Below are 16,364 nucleotides of genomic sequence, written 5' to 3'. Positions count from 1 at the left end.
TGAGCACCATGACGATGAATCCACTGTCCGCCCTGCTCGCCGGAGCAGTGGACCTGCTCGACATCCCACCCGATCTCCAGAAGATCGTCGTGGCCCGCTACCAGGACGTCGGAAATTTCCTCGCCGACAACGGCGGCGCCCGTTGCAGCGTCTACCCGCAGGGCGGCTTCCTGCTCGGCACCGCAATCTTCCCGCCGCAGCGGACCGAGTACGACATCGACCTGGTCTTCCGCGACGGGATCACCAAGGACGACACGACTCAAGCCGACTTGAAGGAGCGCGTCGGCGGCATGCTCGATGACTACAACGACTACAAGTTCGGGTCCGACGACGCACCCGATGCCTTCTTCGAGAAGCGCCGGTGCTGGACACTCTCCTATTCCAGTCAGGGGTTTCACCTCGACGTGCTGCCCGCTGTCATCGACACCGATTTCCGCACATCGCCGAACGGCATCCTGCTCACCGACACCAAGTTGAGGCCATGGCAGCACGCCAATCCCAAGGACTACGCCATCTGGTTCCGCGGCCGGTCCGAGGAGATGCGACGCAAGATCGCCGCCAGCGCCCGCGCGGAGAACGTCGCCGATGTCCCCAACTGGGCGGTGCGCTCCACACTGCAGCGACTAGTCCAGGTACTGAAATGGCACTGCTACCTCGACTTCGCCAACGACGTCGACAACCGGCCCCCGTCGGTCCTGATCACCACCCTCGCCGCACACGCTTACCAAGGCCAAGACGACCTCGGCGACGCCCTCCTCGAGGTTATCGACGACATGCCGAACTTCATCAAGACGTCCAACGGCCGTTGGCTGGTCCTCAATCCGGCACAGCCCAAGGAAAACTTCGTGGACAAGTGGAACGAACCCGACACCGCGCATCGACGGCAGGCCTTCAACAGCTGGCTTCGCAGGATCCAACACGACATCGAAACCGCTGCCAATGCACGGGATTCGGGTCTGGACGTCCTCGTCGACCGCCTCAGCGGTACGTTCGACCGAGGGGTACTCGCGAAGTCCGCGGCCAACTGGGCGCGAACCACCGTTGACCTCAGAGGGCAGAGAAGACTCGGAATCGCCTCGGGGACAGGCGCACTCGTCATCGGGTCGGGTCGACCCACTCCCCCACATGGATTTTACGGCCGTGGCCGCGCCTAACGGCCGCCTGACGATCAGCCAACAGGCATTCGCCATCCACAGCGCACTTCCCGACGCTACGGTCAGTCTCGGACACGGTACTCGCCTGACCATCACTGCTGACCTCCAGCCAACGCAAGTGTCTCGTCACTACCGCATCAAGATCGACTACCGCCTCGGCGCATCACCCGACGTACGAGTCGTCACACCGAAGCTCGAGCTCCACCGCGACGCTGATGAACTGCCGCATACGTTCCCAGGCGAAAAGTTGTGCCTGCACCTTCCGGGAGAGTGGGCGCCCAACATGTACATCGCGCACACCACAGTGCCGTGGACTAGCGAGTGGCTGTTCTACTACGAAATATGGTTGGTTACCGGAGAGTGGGAAGGCGGAGGGCACGGCGAGCCGAATCGGCGTCGGCACAGCCCAGATCACTTGAGTACTCGCTAGCCAACACTCGCTAGCGCCCCGCTTCGAGCTGAAAGGCATGCGGCAGTCATGACGCCGAATTCCGATGACGATCAACTTCACGATTGGTCTGCGCTCGCGGGAGCCACTTGGCCCACTCTCCTCATCGGCAACGGGCTGAGCATCAATATATGGGGCAGGTTCGCCTATTCGGAGCTGCTCAACCATGCGGGCCTCAACACGTCTGCTACACAGCTCTTTTCAGACCTCCAAACGGTGAACTTCGAGGAAGTCATGGAGAGCCTCTGGCACGCTGAGCGCGTCTCGGAAGCGCTCAGCCAAGACAGCGGCCACATACATGAGCTCTACTCTCACGTACGCGCTGAACTCGTCAATGCCATTCAGCGGGTCCACATTCCGTGGCGCAGACTGCCAACAGACCAAATCCGGCGGATTGCCTCGGTACTCGATCAGCATCGCTGGGTTTTCACACTCAACTACGATCTCCTCACCTACTGGGCTCTAATGAACGATCTATCGGCGGCTGAGATTGTCGACTTTTTCTGGAATAACCCGTTCGACCCCGCAGACACGGAGCTCAGGTCGACTTCTGCGACTGGTCTGGTGTTCCTCCACGGCGGTATCCACCTGTGGCAAGACACGCGGACCGGAGAAACTGGGAAATGGACCAACCAGCGACAAGGTGGACTCCTCTCACGACTTGGAAATGCTTTGTCCTCCAGCCCGAATCGGCTTCCATTAATCGTCAGCGAAGGACGGTCCGAGCAGAAGCAACGTGCGATACGCCGATCCGACTATCTGTCCTTCGGATATCAGCAACTGACCCAGAACGACGATCCCGTGATCATATTCGGCGCAAGCTTCGGTCCTCAGGACGGCCACATCGTGCAAGCTGTGCGCAACGGAGGTCGACGCGCGGTCGCCGTCTCGGTCTACCCCGTCGCCGACCCCGCGTCAGTGGTGGCAACAAAGGCTACCTACCGCGCAAACTTGCCGGACCAAGATCTCTTCTTCTTCGACTCAACGACCCACCCACTCGGAGACGCCGGAATGCGAGTTCCCGGCAATTAATTCGAAGCATCTGTCGCAGCAGTTTTTTTACCGATAACTCCCGAATGCGTCAGCCCTCCGAGATCCTTACCGGCGAGTTCGACAACCCGTCGTCGTGTAGGCACGCCTGACCCACGACTGCGATCAGATGTTTAGCCGAGCTGACGTTGTTGTTCGATAATCAGTGCGTGCGTGTCAATCTTCGCTGCAAATGCCAGCTCATCCTTTAACTCCCGTCAGGTCGATGAAGGGGCGCTGGCCACCGATGTTCTACCGCGTTCTGGAACCACCCTTGTCAACGAGGTCAGCGTGATCGGTCACGATAATCTGCAACCGCGGCGCAAACGTCTCGACCACGTCGCGCATGACAGTGAACATCGCCAGTACGGCGGCGCGGTCCGCGTCGTCGACAGTCCCTTCGTTCTTATCGGCATCCGATGGATAAGAGGCCTGCGTTGGTTGTAGGTTCTCGCGTTCGGCCGCATCTGCCGACTTGTCTGACCTGAGGTTTTCGTTTCTGTCTCACTGCGGCTGCGTGCGGTTTGTCTCACGAAGCGCTTCATTTCCTACGAGGCACGCGATCGACGTTGCCGGGTTCTCGGGGCGTCTTGAATTTATTCCCTGGTCGCTACGTGGATCGCGGGCGCGCCGGTCGCAGGCAAACTCTGATCCGTGAATCTCGCAGGGGTTTAGGGCTCGATCGGCTCCACACCAACGAAAGCCGCAAGATCGGCCACGTCTCGGTGTCCGTCGTAAGCCCGAAGCAGCTGGATGTACCGCGTCTTGTCAAGCTCCCAGTCGTATTGCAGTTCGGTGGGATCTTGAGCTGTCGCGAACACCAAGTCAGCGAGAAACCTTGTGGTACGCCCATTTCCATCCGTAAATGGATGGATGCGCACAGTCTCGGCGTGCACCACGATACCCAGTTGCCGAGGCGTCCAGTCGTCGGTGTACTCCCATCGGTAAGCGATGGTGTCAAGCGCGCTTCGTAGTTCAACGGCAATCTGCTCCGGCGGTACGCCGATGTTCAGCTCCAATCGCCGCCACCGTCCGGCCCAGTTCCACACCGGACCGTACATCCGCGCGTGGAGGTCGCGGACAAAGTAGTCACTGAGGAGCTCGTCGAGCGGCAACGAGCCGTCGAGTGCACCCGGCATTAGTTCATCGAACACCCGATCCTGAAGCCCTTGTTCGAGGTCATACACGGCAGCGCGGGTGATGGGCGTGCCCAGCAGGTCGACCACCTCAGGGAGTAGCGCAGTCAGTTCGTCATGTGGAAGTGGGGTCTCACCGTAGCCCGGCGTCAGCGGCATCAGCGCTTAGGCGGCTGCTGTTTCGCGATGTAGGCCCTTACGGTGGCCGACCGTCTGTAGCCAGCGGGAACCACACGGCCCTCCAATTTGGCGGAGGCCTTCGTGGCGCGCACCCCTGACTTCTTGACCGCAGCCTTCGACACCACCACCTTCTTTGGTGTCCGGCGTTCCACGACTGCACCTCCTCTAAGCCTTGGCTCATCCTACCGGCCAACCGTGGCCTCTAACCAGGCCGTTTGCGACCCGCGTCCCCGATTTGGCGGTCGCCGACAACACCCGGCATTGAATAGCGTTGCTGCGCGCGCAACGTCGCGTGTAACCCAGCGGCAGTGTGGTTGATCCCGAACCTGCATGGTGTGTCGGGCCGAACGCGGTGGCAGGACCGGCATGCCGACGGCAAGGGATGCACGTGTTCGGCCGCCCACCGCTCGAGCTCGGCCAACTCGACGGCACGGACCTTCCTATACGGGCCGGTCGCGGACTTACCGTCACAAGGGGCGATGTGCGAGCAGCGGAAGTGGTGCACCTTGGCCTCGGCGGACTGTGGGCTGGCTGCAACGTTGAGCAGGTACCCAGCGCGATGGGTCGACAGCGATGTCGCCTAGCCGCTGTCGTCGTTACGGAACTCGTGTGCTGTTACGGGTTCATCCTGCCGCGCGATCCGCATTTCGATACTGGCTGTCGGCCGGACCGGGATAATGAAGGACGCACACGGACCGAGACGGGGAGGCGCCCAATGAGTGGCCTCGAGGTCGGTGAGCTGTTCGCGTCGAATGAGTCGCTGCAGGATGCGCCGGCGGTACGGCTGTTCGCCGCCAAGAATTTGGCTGCCTACGTGACGTTGATGGAACGGCACCTGGATGGGAGCGCGAAAATCACTGAGGCAGAACTTGTCTCGCGTATCGAGCAGGATTTAAATGAGGTGGGACTGCCGGATCAGACTGGCTTGGGGCTGATCAAAGGGTGGGCCAGTTCGGGGTGGTTGAACCGACTCTCCGATGGCACTGGTCAGGCCTCGCAGAACGTGTGCTCCCTGACTGAGGATGCCCGAAGCGTGCTGGCGTTTCTACGGCGGCTGCGGCGCGCGGACAACGTGGCAACCGGTGGGTCGATGGTCAGTATCGCCAGTGGTCTCAAGCGGATCGCCTCGCAGCTCGACGGCGATCCCGAACGGATCCGCATCGACCTCGAGGAGCAGATCGAGGCGCTCTACCGCCAGCTCGAGGATCTCGCCGAGGGGCGCCGACCCGAGCCAAATCTGGTCGACCTCGCCGATGAAGGACGGGCGATTGCCTATCAGATGGAGCAGGTCATTACCGATATCCTGCGTTACGGCGGGATGCAAAACGAGATCACCACGGCGCTGATCGAAGGTCCCGAGGATTCCGACACCGCGTTTCGGGACCGGTCGCGGCGACTGTTCACCGACTACGAGGCACTGCTCGACTCTCGGGAGCGGGCTTCCTACACCGCCTTCACCCGGATGGTGCAAGACCCAGACCGGCGGGCCCGACTTCGCTCAGACATCACCACCGTCGTTGAATCCCTACCCGACCTCGACGCAGCCTGCGCGAGGTCATGGTGCAGTTCTTCCCACGGGTCGCCGAGCAGATCGGTGAGGTACTCCGGATCGAGCAACGCTGCGCGCGGCGGATCAAACGGTTCTTCGCGGCCGGCACCGCCGAGCAGGCACGCGGCCTGGCCCGCCAGATCAACGACGCCATCGGTGTTGGGCATGCGTTGCTGCGACAGTCGGTGGTCGACTCCCCTACGCGGGCTGAGTTGCCGATTGGGCGGTCGGCGTTGACCAGTGTGGGTGCGATCGCTTTCGACATTCAGGATCCCTCACCGCCGCGACCCGCGCTGCAAGCCGAGTCCACGGCTGACCTGAGCGGGTTCACCGGTCTGGCCAGCCAGGTCGACATTCCGCAACTGACAGAACTGGTAAACACCGCCGTGCAGGCGGGACCGGTGTCGTTGCCGGAGATGATCGGCATGGTCGATGCCCCATACCTCGGTGATGTGGTGGTGCTGTGGGCGTTGGCAGTGCGCCAAGACCCCGATGCCGCGGCCTCGGCGGCAGCGTCGCGGGTGCGGTTCCGTTCCCGCGACGGCGTCGACCGGGAAATTGAGGTGCCGGCGTTGATGTTTCGTGACCGAGTACCCAGCGCAGGAGGGCTGTGAGCACACACCTGGACAATTTCAACTTCGACGACCTGCCCGACGTCGACGTCGATGCCTCGGTTGCCGATGCCGTGCGGATGCCGCGCTTCGACGGCGACGTCAGCGAATTGTCCAACCAGGCATGCTGGGCGTTGCAAAACCTGCTGACCCGCCGCTACATGACCAAGCAGGAGTCCCCTGAGCGGTGGGCGTGGCTGATGGAGCACCGCAAAGTGCTGGCCTCGCGGTTATGCGAGCTTGACCTGCGGCTACGGATCCACGACGACCTCGAAGTCGCCTACGCCGAACCGGCCATGCTGGACAGCCCAAATCAGCACAGCCGCAGGGTGTTACGCCGCGAACCGATGGCACCTACGCCTCGATCGTGGCCTTGCATCTGGCCAAGATCATGCGCACCTCACACGACGAGCATGTGCTGATCAGCAAGGCTGACATCCACGACCATTTCGGTAATGTCATGCATAGGGTCGACCGCGACGAAGCCATGCTGCGCAACCGCATCGACGAGGCCATCACCAAGCTGGTCAAAACGCAGATCCTGCTGCGCACCCCCGACGACGACACCTACGCCATCAGCCCGGTGATCCTGGCGATCATGACCGGACAGATGGTCGACGAACTCAGCAAGGAATTCGAGCAGCTACTTACCCGCGGCCGATCCCGACGGCGCCGAGACCGCAGCCGACGATGAGGACACGCTGATCGACGACGAGGACCGCGATAATGACGATTAGCTCGCCGGCGCGGCAGGTGTGGCTGTCTCGGCTGCAGGTCATCAACTGGGGTGTATTCGACGGCTATCACGACGTGCACCTCAGCCGCAACGGCACGTTGATCACCGGCGCCTCGGGAAGCGGGAAATCCTCACTGCTGGACGCGGTCTCGCTGGCATTCCTGTCGGCGTCGCGGCGGAACTTCAACGCCTCAAGCGACAGCACCGCGGCTGGATCCAACCTCGGTAAGCGCACCGTCGACAAATACATTCGTGGACTGTGGGGTGAGCGCCAGGAGGCCGGCGAACGCGCCAAGCCGATGTATCTGCGTGGCAGCGGTCCGGCCTGGTCAGCGGTGGCGATCACCTACACGGGCAGCGACGACACCGTCATCACCGGGCTGGTCCTGAAATGGTTGGCCGCCGGCGCCGACACCGACGCCTCGAGCTCCTATCACCTGATCAACGCCGACGCCGACATCCTCGAACTGTGTAACACCTGGCGCGACAAGAACTACGCCCGCAGCGTGTTCGAATCAGCCGGGTGGCGCGGCAAGCGCGATAACGAACGCTGGTATCTTGACCAGCTGTACTCCAAGATCGGCATCCACGGCTCGACGGCCGCCCTACAGCTACTCGGTAAGGCGAAATCGCTGAAAAGCGTTGGGGGGCTAGAGCAGTTCGTCCGCGACTACATGCTCGACACCCCGGAAAGCGTCACCGGCATCCGTGATGCGGTCGAGGCGATCACCCCCCTGGTCGATGCCCGTAAAGCGTTGGGGGTGGCGCAATCCAAGCGTCGGGTCCTTGGCGACATCGAGCTCATCCACGACCGCTATGTGACCGAGTCCGCGCAGCTGGCCAGCATCGGCATCGTCGACAAGCAGATGGTGCACGACTGGGTCGACGAACTGCGCCTGGCCGCGATCGGACCCGAGGTCAGCGTGCTCGACGCCGACATCGAGCGGATCGGCGCTGAGCGCGATGAGTTGAATTCTAAACACCGTGTGCTGATCCGCACCCGTGACGAACTCACTGCCCGCATCGCTGCGGCCGGGTCTGGATTGTCAACGCTACGCCACGAACTCGCAGTAGCCGAAGACCGCGCCGACACGACCTCGCGGCGCCGCCACGATTACGACACCCAGATCTTCGACCTGGGTTGGACCGCGCCCCAAGTGCAGTCCGCCGACGACTTCGACACCATGCGCGCCATGGCACAGACCGAAATCGTGCGGATCGCCGAGGAGCTCAAGGCACTGCGGGAACGGTTGGCCAACGACGAGGGCCCGCGACGTGTGGCGGCGCGCGACCAGATGACGGCCGCCCGCGAGGAACTCGCCCGCGTTGAGCGGCTCGGAACATCGGTACCGGCCAACGAAGACCGCATCCGCGGAGAGATCGCGGCGGCGCTCGGCGCCCCGGCCAAGCAGCTGCGGTATGTGTGCGAGCTGCTCGACCTCAAGACCGAATACGCGCCGTGGCGCGCGGCGGTTGAAAAAGTTCTGCGTTCCACAGGGCTGGTGTTGCTGGTGCCCGACCGCTACCACCGGTGAGGTGCTGCGCTACGTCAACGACCACCACATGCGGGGCCTAGTTCGCCTCGAGCATGTCCCCGCTGGCGGCGTCGCCTCTGTCGCGCCGCAGGCGGGCACGTTGGCTGAATGCCTCGGGCTGACCGACCCGGGGCATGAAAGCGCCGGTACAGCAATGCGATTGGTTGCCAAGGTCGGCGACTTTGTCCGCGTGAGCGGGACTGATGAATTCGCCCACCATCGCCGTGCGGTCACCCAAGAGGGACTCTATAAGGAGAACGAGACCCGCTCGGTCAAAGACGACCGCGCCACACTGTCAGCCTCCCAGTACATCTACCAGGGAGACATCGCCGCCAAGATCGCCGCACTCCGAATCGAACTCGAGGAAGCCACCGCGGACTTCGAGGCCAGCGACGCTGCAATGACCGAGCTGCACGACACGATTGAGTCGCTGTCGGTCAGCAGAGACCGGTGGAACAAGCTGCACGTGAGCTTCACTATGTTCAGCGACATCGACGCCGGGGGCGCCGACGCCGAGGTTCGCCGGCTTCGAGAGCAGCTCGAGGCCCTCGAGGCCGCGAACCCCGATCTGGCCAAGCTGGAAGACCAGGCCGAAGAGCTGCTCACGCAGAGCAGCGCGCTGACCGGGCGGATCAGCATCCTCACCGAGCGGGAAACAGTGAGCGACGATCGACGCACCAAGCTGCTGGATCTGCAGGAGATACTCAAACCCGGTGTCGTCGGCGCGAGCGCGCGGGCCGCGCTCGAGACCTATCGGGCGCAACTGTCGATCCCCCTGGAGATCCTGGCACCCGCCCCCTACAAGGCCGAGCTCGTCCGGACCATCGAAAAAGACCAAGGCACGCTGCAAGATTCGGTCAACCGATTGACCGCCGAGCTCAAGCGGATCATTAGCAACTTCGATGCACAGTTCGAAGATGCAATCCCCAACAACAGCGACGACCTCAACGAGAAGATCCACGACTACGTGGCTTTGTGCCGGCGCATCGATGACCGCGAACTGCCCCAGGCCCATGATCGGATGCTGCGGCTGATAACCGAACAAGCGCCCATGGCTGCGCTGCACCTCTACCAGAAAGCCGAGGAAGAAGCCCAACACATCGAGGAGCAGATCGCCCGGGTGAACCGTGGTTTGGGATCGGTGGAATTCAACCGCGGCACACGGCTGTCGCTGCACGCCGACCCCAAGAAGCTGACTGCCGTTACAGATCTGCACGAACGGGCCCGGCGGATCTCGGGGCGCTCGCTGGCGGTGTCGATGCGCGATGAGAAGGCCACCCACGATCAGTACCGCGACATTCTGGATCTGCGGAACCTGCTGGCCTCCGACAGCGCTGAGGCCCGTCAGTGGACGCGCGACGCCCTCGATGTACGGAACCGCTTCACCCTGTACTGCGCTGAAACTGACTCCACGACAGGTGAACTGATCCGCACCTACAGCAATGCCGGCGCCAATTCCGGTGGTGAGCAGGAAAAGCTGATGGCGTTTTGCCTGGCTGGGGCGTTGAGTTTCAACCTGGCCGATCCTTCCACGAGCGACAACAGGCCGGTGTTTTCACAGCTGATGCTCGACGAGGCGTTCTCGAAATCAGACCCGGTGTTCGCCGATCAGGCGCTCTCGGCGTTCCGTAAGTCTGGGTTCCAATTGTTGATCGTGGCGACCGTGGAAAACACCACCACCATCCAGCCCTACATCGACAGCGTGGTCATGGTGTCCAAGCGCGACACCCCCGGCATCGAACCGATCGCCTCCACCCGCACCGTGACCGTGCGGGAATTCGCCGAGATCAGCCACGAGCTGGCCGGCGCACCGGCAGCCGCCACGGTGCGGTGATGCCGAGATGATGTTGTCGGTGGAGACCGCGATCCGTGAACTGCGCCGGCGTTGCGCCGACTTATGGCTGCACTGGGCACTCGGGCAAGACGGGCCGTGGCCGCTCAAGCTGACCCTGAAGGCCCCCCAGGGCACGTCGTTCGACGACCACGTCATCGCCGCCACTGCCTGGGCCGGCACCTGGCGCTCAGCCATCGATGAGCATCGCATACCCGGCCGGCTCATCACTGCCGCGCGCCGCGCTCGCCGGCTGGGCACCCACGAGCTTCCCATCACATGGGTGATCGATGACCTTGACTCCGCGCTCGCGATCGCCGACCCTGAGATCGTTGCCTCGTATGAGCTGGCGGCCGGCCGATTCGCGCAGGCCCTGGCCACTCCGGAAATCGCGTGGAATATGCTGAGCGACATCCCTTTTAAGTCTGGCAAGACCATCGCTGGCCTCGATGACGCCGAGTGGGCGACCGCGCTCACCGTGGTCACCCACCTCGTTGCGGTCGGGCCCGGCGATGCGACCGTGCTTCGCCAGATCCGCATACCCGGCGTGCACAGCAAATGGATCGAGCAGAACGCGACCCTGCTGTGCGCGATGCTCGGCACCGATACCGACTCCGAGGGGGCTGATCCACTGACGCGACTCATCGCCCGCCTGGGGCTTGACGCCAAGCAGACACGCCTGCAAGTGACGTTGGCCTGCCCGAAGCTACGCGCCCAAGCCGCGGGGTTGCGGCGCTTTCACGCGACCATCCCCATCCTCAACGACACCGTGTTGGCGCCGGCGATCATCGCCATTGTAGAAAACGAAGCTCCCGGTCAGACCCTCGACCTCGATCTCGGCGGGGTTGCGGTGATCGGCGGTCTCGGTAAGGCCGCACCAATCTTGGCCCAGCTAAACTGGATTCACACTGCCGAGCGACTTGTGTATTGGGGCGACATAGACCGCGCTGGGATCTCGATACTCGCGTCGGTGCGCCGGGCCGGGCTGCCGGTGTCCAGCATCCTGATGGACGAGACGGTCCTCGACGCCCATCGCAGTGCCTGGCACACTACCGCCACCCAGCAGGCCACAGACACAATCCCTGTCGAACTCACCGATACCGAAGCTGCTCTATATCAGCGGCTCAACGCCTACCACCATGAACATGGTCGCGAACTGCAGCTCGAACAGGAACATCTGCCGAAACCACTGGTAGACGACGTCATCCGGGAATCGACAGTGGCTTCAGCAGATCTGCCCACATAGCGCCGCGGCAGCGAAGGAACCTTGCGTCGACAGACTGTGCGCGTAGTGGTTGTCGAACGTGATGGTGACCGGCCTGTCCTCGCCCATCATCGACAGCCAAGACCAAGACCAAGACACACCCGAATACGTCCTGCGCGTGCCAGCGATAATGAAAGAGGTTGTGCACGTAAATATTTGAGTGCTGATGGATAATCGTCATTATCCATGAACAAGAACGCCGTCTTCGGCAGATGAATCAGCGACGTTTCAAGCGTGGGCAACTCTGGCGGGACACTGAGGGTCGACGAGCTAATCGCTTGCCGCACAACGGCCTTCTAGTTGACAAGAAAAACTATCTTCAGTAGCAGCCGCCATAGTGTCGACCCCAATCACTCTCAGCAGCAGCGCGTTCACATACGACTCAGACGACGCGGTACCGGAGCCCATAGTTGCACCCACGGCCGTGATCCTCGCTCAGAGCGGGGCTGCCATCGTCGCGCCGCCGGCTCCTGCGACCTCAGCGGTACGGGCTCATCTGATCGAGGACCTGCGCCGCGATGTCCACGATCGCTTGCGCCTTGACTACATCCTCGCGCCACCGCCTTCGTCGCCACTTACGGCCACCCTATCGACGTCGTGCATGTGTCCGACGAGCAGTATGGAAGCAGTCTTGCCGCCGCCGCTTGCCACCCGAATCCGTCAGAACGCTAATCGGATTTGGGGGCTAGCATTCGCGCCAGCTAATTGAGACCCGGCTCGGCGACACCCAACGGATACCGGCGTCTAATGGTGTGCGGTAAATGTCACGGGCAACCGGTCGATCATGTAAAGATTGCCGCCGCTCCAAAGCCGGGTGAACGGCTCCTCGGTGTTCAGACTCAAATCGGGGAGCTCGGCCAGCACGATACGCAGTGTGGTTTGCAATTCCTGTCGGGCGAGTTGGGCACCCACGCAGGTGTGGATGCCGAACCCGAACCCGAGGTGCGGGTTCCTTGAGCGGTCGACATCGAGCGATTCGGGATGATCGAACACAGCTGGATCCCTATTGGCGGCAGCGTAATTGAGCATCACCTCCGACCCTTGCGGAATCGCGACACCGCCCACCTCGACGTCGCGGGTGGTTTGGCGGAAGAACCCATGCAGTGGGGTGTCCAGGCGCAGGGTTTCTTCGATCATCTTCGGAACAAGATCGGCGTGGTCGGCTAAACGTTGGCGCAGCTGTGGATCAGAGGCCACATGCAACAGCATGCTGCTCATTGTCGATGAGGTGGTGTGGTGCCCGGCGATCAAGAATCCAATGAGTAGGTTAACGATCTCGGCGTCTTCGAGCAGGCGGCCACCGTCGGTTCCATCCACGGTGCCAATGCCCAAACGGGTCAGGAAGTCGTCGCGCGGATGCACACGGCGATGATTGACCTCGTTGAGGCAGAACGCTGCGAAATCGCCGAGGGCTTCGGCCACCGCCGCCGGGTCGCCGGTGGCATCGAAGGCAGCGAGGGCGATGCGGCGGATCTCCTTGGCTCGCTCGGGCTCGTGGATGCCGATGAGCTCGCAGATGCTCAGCACCGGAAGCGGATCGGTCAGTTCAGTCACCAGGTCAGCGTGGCCACGTCCGGCGAACGCGCCGATGAGGGTGTGAATGTGTTGCTCGAGGCTCTCGGCGAAAGACTGGTAGGTGCTGCGCCTCAACACTTCTCGATACAAGCCGCGCCAGAAATCGTGCTCGGGCGGATCAAATTCGATGGCTGCCACCCGGAACGGAGCCTTGGGTAGCATCATGCCGCCGGCCGAGCTGAAGTCCTCCCAGTGAGACGCGGCGTCCTTGACATCATCGTAGCCAGCCAGCATGTAAAAGCTGCCGAGCGCGGCGCTGTGAGCCACCGCGCAGCCAGAGTGCAGTTGCGGATACAGCTTCCACATCTCCTCAACAGTGGATTCGTGGTGGTTGAACTGGCCCATCTCCATCGGACAGCTGCTGGTCTCAAGCATTCGACTATCCCTTCGGCTTCTCGTGCGGGACCACAACTAACGACCACCGTGTGGATGTCGTCGGGATGAGCCCGCTTCCGATCGATGAGGCCGGCAACGGGTGCTGTTAAGTGCGTTGGGCTGTTGGTGCCAATACGGGTGGCCCTGAGCGCGCCACGGGAAATAGCCATCGTCGAGCCATGGATTTGCACCCTCACCCCGCCATTCGATCGAGCCTCTGCGCCCTCGGCCGTGCGTCGCACCCCGCTGCGCAGTCAGATGTGCGATACGACAAGCGCCGGAAAAACACGTGTCGACCCCATCTGCAGGGTTGACACCGCCCTCGAACGATCCGCGGCCACCGGTCACGACAATCACATTGCTCAGACTGTATGCAGTATTCGGCGAGCTGGTCAAGATCTCAGTCAGCGCCTCTCGGCAGGTACACACGGCTATACGATCACAACGGGTACTTTGAGCGCACTTGATTCATGGTGATGGCTCGAATGCGGGCCGACGGAGCGTCAGTTACCCTCAGTTGTTCTGTATGCAGACGCGTGCCTAGTATTCGTTACCAATGAATGACGGGGACTTTGATTTAGTGGCTGTGAGGGTCACGGCCATCCCTCGCCCAGCCGGGGGCCGCATTTCATGTTTCGATGATTGATCGTCTGACATTTCGATGGACGAAGGTGTCGTCCGTGCGTGTCGGTCCCCCGCACGCTCGCCACCGACGGCGCTGGCTGTCGTCGTCGGGAGCGCCTCGCCTCGTTTTATGCGCAGCACCGCTTCTCCTATCTGTATACATACAGACCGATACTGGGACGGGCCAACCATGGCAATCGGGCCTTGACACGGTGCGGAGCCTGCCTCTTTGTATGACCGCGCTTGCAACTCCGCTTGAAGCTGCATACAGTTTTTCTTCGAGTAGGAGAGGGAGAACTGAACAATGCTCGTGGACGACGGTCGCGCAGCTTCACCGCCAGGAGACGCCATAGTGTGGACCCCGTCTGCGGCTGTGCGCCGTGATTGCGGCCTGGCGGACTACCTTGAGTGGCTTGAGGTGCGCACAGGCCGGCACTTCGGCTCGTATCGCGCCCTGTGGCAGTGGTCGGTCGACGAACTCGACGAGTTCTGGACATCTATCGACGGTTTCGAGGGACTGGGCCTTGTCGAGGGCGGCCACCCGGCGCTGGTCCAGGCGGTGATGCCGGGGGCGCATTGGTTTCCCGGTGCCAGCATCAACTACGCCGAGCAGATCTTCCGCCGCGCGCTCGGACCTGATGAACACGCCCTGATTTGCGTATCCGAAGACTCGGTCAACCGAGTTTCGTGGCGTGAGCTACGCCGGCAGGTGGGCTCTCTGGCGGCCACCTTACGCAGTTGGGGCGTCACCAAAGGTGATCGCGTGGTGGGATATCTGCCCAACACCGCCGAGGCGATCGTCGCGTTCCTCGCTTGCGCCTCCATCGGCGCGATTTGGTCAGTGTGCTCACCAGAATTCGGCACCGCCGCAGTGTTGAACCGATTCGGGCAACTCCGACCGAAGGTGCTCATCGGCGCAACACAGTATTCCTACGGCGGCAAGCCGCGCAACCGCGTCCACGAATTGCGCCATATCGCCTCATCACTGGACACCGTTGAACAGGTTATTACCGTCGGCGGCATCGGCGACGGAGATCTTGACCGGGCCGTAACAGACTGGACTGACACGATCCTCGGCGAGGAGCCGATCGAATTCGAAGAGGTCGACTTCGACGACCCGTTGTGGGTGTTGTTCTCCTCAGGCACGACCGGACTGCCCAAAGGAATCGTCCACGGCCACGGTGGCATCGTTCTGGAACACCTCAAAACCTTGCGGCTGCATTGTGACCTGCGTGCCGCAGACCGATTTCTCTTCGTCGGATCGACCAGTTGGATGGTGTGGAATCTGATGGTCTCTGGCCTGTTGATCGGCGCCACACTGGTAGTGGTCGATGGCAGTCCGGCTCACCCGGACCTGGACCGTATCTGGCGGCTAGTGGCCGAGGAACAGGTCGCCGTGCTCGGGCTCGGCGCCGGACTGATCAAGTCCTACATGGCAGCCGAGCAACAACCGGGACAAACGTTTGACCTCTCCAGGCTACGGACGCTGACCGTCACCGGATCCCCGCTGGGCCCGGAGGGATTTTTCTGGGTGCGCGACAACGTCAATACGAATACCTGGCTGGCCTCGTGTAGCGGGGGTACCGATATCTGTTCAGCATTCGTTGGCGGCGTACCGCTACTACCGGTGCGGGCCGGGCGCATCCAGGCGCCCAGCCTTGGGGTGGCGGTGGCGGCCTGGAACCCTGACGGCAATCCCGTAATTGGGGAGCCCGCAGAACTGGTGGTCACCAAGCCCATGCCATCCATGCCGCTGTATTTCTGGAACGACCCCGACGGAAAGCGTTACCGCGACGCCTATTTCCGCATGTTTCCCGGCGCGTGGCGCCACGGTGACTTCATCGAATTCGATACGGATCTCAGTTCCATCATCCATGGCCGCTCGGATTCGACGCTCAACCGGCACGGAGTCCGGATGGGATCCGCTGAAATCTATTCGGCGGTCGAACAACTCCCCGACGTGGTGGAGGCCCTAGTCGTCGGGGTCGAACTGGGCACTCAGTATTACGTTCCGCTGTTCGTTCACCTACGCGCCGGCGTCGACCCGCAGCTAGCAAAGCAGAGTATCGAGGCCGCAATTCGATTTGCTCTTTCGCCGCGCCACCTGCCCGACGAGATCGTCGTGATGCCGGGGATTCCCCACAACCGGATCGGCAAGAAACTCGAAGTTCCCGTGAAGCGAATGCTGCAGGGAAGCGAGCTAGCGCAGACGGTCGACCCGGGATCGGTTGATGACATCGACCTTCTGCGGCGCTACGAACAGTTCGCGCGCACACGCACCAACCAACCGACTCAGTCCGCAAACGCGGACCGATGA

At 62.2% G+C, this 16,364-nt stretch carries 7 protein-coding genes and 4 pseudogenes; 8 read left to right on the top strand and 3 right to left on the bottom strand.

Annotated features, from left to right (window positions below):
* Positions 1-8 precede the first annotated feature (8 nt).
* Genes BN973_RS29500 through BN973_RS29490 form a run of 3 tightly spaced genes read left to right on the top strand, consistent with a single transcriptional unit; the run spans position 9 to position 2,634 of the window.
* The gene (locus BN973_RS29500) at positions 9-1,154 is read left to right on the top strand and encodes a nucleotidyltransferase domain-containing protein (RefSeq protein WP_139830017.1); all 1,146 of its coding nucleotides are present in this window, start codon (positions 9-11) and stop codon (positions 1,152-1,154) included.
* A complete protein-coding gene (locus BN973_RS29495) occupies positions 1,126-1,584 on the top strand; it encodes a hypothetical protein (protein WP_198049007.1) in 459 nt (152 codons plus the stop codon). Before BN973_RS29500 ends, BN973_RS29495 begins: the two co-directional genes overlap by 29 nt.
* Positions 1,585-1,632: 48 nt before the next feature.
* Positions 1,633-2,634, top strand: coding sequence for a DUF4917 family protein (locus BN973_RS29490; RefSeq protein WP_036473937.1), 1,002 nt, complete (start codon positions 1,633-1,635; stop codon positions 2,632-2,634).
* Positions 2,635-2,883: 249 nt separating this feature from the next.
* On the opposite strand, the pseudogene BN973_RS32265 reads toward BN973_RS29490, so the two are convergent.
* Both BN973_RS32265 and BN973_RS29485 read right to left on the bottom strand, forming a co-directional pair.
* Positions 2,884-3,015 (bottom strand): annotated as a pseudogene (locus tag BN973_RS32265) (DUF3732 domain-containing protein); the annotation flags it as partial.
* Positions 3,016-3,302: 287 nt separating this feature from the next.
* Positions 3,303-3,857: a Fic family protein gene (locus BN973_RS29485; RefSeq protein ID WP_232232262.1), complete on the bottom strand. Its 555-nt coding sequence runs from the start codon at positions 3,855-3,857 to the stop codon at positions 3,303-3,305.
* 805 nt (positions 3,858-4,662) lie between these two features.
* Between BN973_RS29485 and BN973_RS29480 the strand changes: the two are divergent.
* The 4 genes and pseudogenes from BN973_RS29480 to BN973_RS29465 all read left to right on the top strand — a co-directional run bounded on the left by BN973_RS29480 (position 4,663) and on the right by BN973_RS29465 (position 11,455).
* Positions 4,663-6,110, top strand: a pseudogene (locus BN973_RS29480) (DUF3375 family protein).
* Between the two features lie 77 nt (positions 6,111-6,187).
* A pseudogene (locus BN973_RS32145) lies at positions 6,188-6,801 on the top strand (DUF4194 domain-containing protein).
* A 32-nt stretch (positions 6,802-6,833) separates the two neighbouring features.
* Positions 6,834-10,212, top strand: a pseudogene (locus tag BN973_RS29470) (ATP-binding protein).
* A gap of 19 nt (positions 10,213-10,231) precedes the next feature.
* Positions 10,232-11,455 (top strand): Wadjet anti-phage system protein JetD domain-containing protein, encoded by a 1,224-nt coding sequence (locus tag BN973_RS29465; protein WP_169718162.1) that lies wholly within the window; start codon positions 10,232-10,234, stop codon positions 11,453-11,455.
* Between the two features lie 762 nt (positions 11,456-12,217).
* On the opposite strand, the gene BN973_RS29460 is transcribed toward BN973_RS29465, so the two are convergent.
* A complete protein-coding gene (locus tag BN973_RS29460; protein WP_084163687.1) occupies positions 12,218-13,423 on the bottom strand; it encodes a cytochrome P450 in 1,206 nt (401 codons plus the stop codon).
* Positions 13,424-14,351: 928 nt separating this feature from the next.
* Between BN973_RS29460 and BN973_RS29455 the strand changes: the two genes are divergently transcribed.
* Complete coding sequence (locus tag BN973_RS29455) at positions 14,352-16,364, top strand: acetoacetate--CoA ligase (protein WP_084163686.1); 2,013 nt, start codon at positions 14,352-14,354, stop codon at positions 16,362-16,364.

The sequence above is a fragment of the Mycobacterium triplex genome, from assembly GCF_000689255.1.
GTDB lineage: Bacteria > Actinomycetota > Actinomycetes > Mycobacteriales > Mycobacteriaceae > Mycobacterium > Mycobacterium triplex.
Note: the sequence above shows the minus strand (reverse complement) of the source record. Positions and strands in the feature narration are given on the sequence as shown.